3 protein-coding genes are annotated in these 2,884 nt (G+C 76.1%); all 3 read left to right on the top strand.

Annotated features, from left to right (window positions below):
* The first annotated feature begins 124 nt into the window (after nt 1-124).
* A complete protein-coding gene (locus tag ABZ646_RS44065) occupies nt 125-1,651 on the top strand; it encodes an amino acid adenylation domain-containing protein (protein ID WP_360532693.1) in 1,527 nt (508 codons plus the stop codon).
* Complete coding sequence (locus ABZ646_RS44070) at nt 1,648-2,679, top strand: pyridoxal-phosphate dependent enzyme (RefSeq protein ID WP_360532696.1); 1,032 nt, start codon at nt 1,648-1,650, stop codon at nt 2,677-2,679. Before ABZ646_RS44065 ends, ABZ646_RS44070 begins: the two co-directional genes overlap by 4 nt.
* Nucleotides 2,676-2,884 (top strand): hypothetical protein (locus ABZ646_RS44075; RefSeq protein WP_360532699.1); only part of this gene is annotated, 209 nt, incomplete at its 3' end. The genes ABZ646_RS44070 and ABZ646_RS44075, both read left to right, overlap by 4 nt.

Raw genomic sequence — 2,884 nt, forward strand, 5'->3', positions numbered from 1 at the left:
TCACCGTCACCGAGATGCTCCCCACCCCCGAACAGACCTGGCTCACCGACGACCAGGGCCGGCACTACACCTCCGAACTACGCCTCGTCGCCGTCGACCGGAGCACCGCCCCCGGGGAGCAGGCATGACCGCCCCCGCAGGGTCGACGTTCGTCGAGGACATCCGGGCGCACGCCGTCCGCGCACCGCACTCCCCGGCCCTGCTGACCGCCGACGGCCCGACCGGGTACGGCGAACTGGCCGCCCGGATCGACCGGATCGCCGCCCACCTGGCCGCCCGCGGCGTGGGCCCGGAGCGGGTCTGCGCGGTGGCCCTGCCTCCCGGCGTCGACGCCGTGGTCGCGACCGCCGCGGTCGTCCGGGCCGGCGGGGCGTTCCTCACCCTGGACACCGGCCTGCCCGACCGGCGGCTCGCCGCGCTCGCCGCCGGCGGCGGCGCGGCCCACCTGCTCACCTGCGCCGCCCTCGCCGACCGCCTCGGACCGCTGGTCGACGCACCCACCGTCCTGCTCGACCGGCTCCCGGCCGCCGGCCCGCCGTCGGCCGCCTTCCGCGCCCCCCATCCGCGCTCGCTCGCCTACGTCAGCCACACCTCTGGCTCGACCGGCACTCCCCATCCCGTCCTGATCGAGCACGGCGGCCTGGACAGGTACCTCCGCGCCGTCGTCCGCGACAACGCCCTCGGGCCCGGCACCGTCAGCCTCCAGCTGGCGCCGCCCGGCTACGACGCGTCCATCCGGGACACCTTCGCGCCGCTCGCCGCGGGCGGGTGCGTCGTCCTGGTAGAACGCGCGCGCCTGCTCCGCGCCGAGTCCTTCGCCGACACCGTCGCCGAGTACGGCGTCGACACTCTCCTCAGCACCACTCCCTCCTTCCTCAGCTTCCTCGTCCAGTCGCCCCGCGCGGCGGAGCGGCTGCGCTCCCTGCGCCTGGTGTGCTCGAGCGGCGAGTCGCTGCGTCCCTTCCTCACCGCCGGCGGCCGTGCGCTGGTCGGCGGCCGGCTGGTCAACCAGTACGGGCCCAGCGAGTGCACCATGACCTCCACCCGGTACGACGTGCCGACCGCCCCCGACCCCTCCGCCGACATCGTCGGCACCGCCATCGACGGCACCGTCGTACGCCTGCTGGACCCACGGGGGCGCGAAGTCCCCGACGGGCGGACCGGCGAGGTGCACATCGGCGGCGCGGGCGTCGCCCGCGGCTACGGCGGTCTGCCCGGCCTGACAGCCGACCGTTTCCCGCCCGACCCGTACGGGCCGCCCGGCGCACGGCTGTACCGGACCGGCGACCTCGCCCGACGCACCCCCGACGGGGCCCTGGAGTACCTCGGCAGGGCCGATCGCCAGATCAAGATCCGCGGCCACCGCGTGGACCCTGCCGAGGTCGAGGCCGCCCTGCTCACCCACCCCGAGGTCACCGGCGCCGTGGTGACCGCCGAGACCGACGACCGGGGCCGGACCTGGCTCTGGGCCCACGTCACCGGTCCGCTCGCAAGCACCACCGACGCCCAGCTGCGCGCGCACCTGGCCGGTACTCTGCCGCCGCACCTGATGCCCAGGCGGTTCGCCCGTCTGGAGCGCCTGCCCGTCACGCACAGCGGCAAGGCCGACCGGCGGGCGCTGCGCGACAGCGTTCCGGAGCCGGTGTCATGACGGCCGCGGACACCCGGATCGCACCGGCCGCCGTGCCGGCCGCCGCCGAGCGGATCGCCTCCCACGTGAGGCACACCCCGCTGCTGCGCCGCGACCTGCTGCCCGGACTGCTGGTCAAGGCCGAACACCTCCAGCACAGCGGGTCCTTCAAGCTCCGCGGCGCGGCCAACGCGCTGCTCACGCTCGGCGCCGACGCCGTGGTCGCCGGCTCCTCCGGCAACCACGGCATCGCGGTGGCCACCCTGGGCCGCGCCCTCGGCGTCCGGGTCACCGTGGTGATGGCGGCCGGCGCGGCGGAGACCAAGGAAGCGGCCGTCCGGGCGCTCGGCGGCCGGGTCGTCCGGGTACCCGGCGGGGTGGCCGACCGCGACCGGTACGCGAAGGACCTCGCCGCCCGCACCGGAGCCGCGCTGGTGCCCTCCTCGGACCACGACCTCGTGGTGGCCGGACAGGGCACCGTCGGTCTGGAGATGCTGCGGGACGCCCCCGACCTCGACGCGATCTTCGTACCGGTGGGCGGCGGCGGCCTGCTGGCCGGCGTCTGCCTCGCCGCCGCACATCTGGGCAGCGCGGTCCGGATCATCGGCGTGGAACCCGAAGGGGCCCGGCGCTACGCCCGCTCTCTCGCCGCCGGCCGCCCGGTCGAAGTGCCGCCCAGCGACTCGGTGGCGGACGGGTTGCGCGGCCAGCGGCCCGGCGAGGTGGTCCTGCCGATCGTCCGGCACCGGGTCGACGAACTGATCGGGGTCGGCGACCCGGCCGTGCTCCGTGCGATGACCCTGCTGCACCGCGCCGGCATTCCGGCCGAGCCGAGTGGCGCGGCCGCCCTGGCCGGTGCCCTCCGGCTCAACCTCCCCGGCCGCAGCGCCGTCGTCGTCTCCGGCGGCAACAGCGCCGCCGCCCTGGCCGCCGCCGGAGCCGCGCACACCGGCACCGGCCGCCGACCGGCCGCTCCGCACCGCCCCGCCCCGCCCCGCTTGTCCACATCCACACCACTCCGAAGCACTCCGAAGAAGGACGGGCCATGAACCCCATCGACACCGCAGAACTCACCGGGCTGATCACCGGCTACTACCGCGAGACGCTCGGCGACGACACCCTCGACGCCACGAGCGACTTCTTCGCGTCGACCGCCTTAGCGCTCAGCGTGGCCGGGTCGACGTGCAGGCCGGAGCCGGGCTGGACGACGTTGGCGGCGACGAGTCCGACGACCAGCGCGAGCGTGCTCGCCAC

The organism is Streptomyces sp. NPDC007162 (assembly GCF_040634175.1).
In the GTDB taxonomy this organism is placed as follows: Bacteria; Actinomycetota; Actinomycetes; order Streptomycetales; family Streptomycetaceae; genus Streptomyces.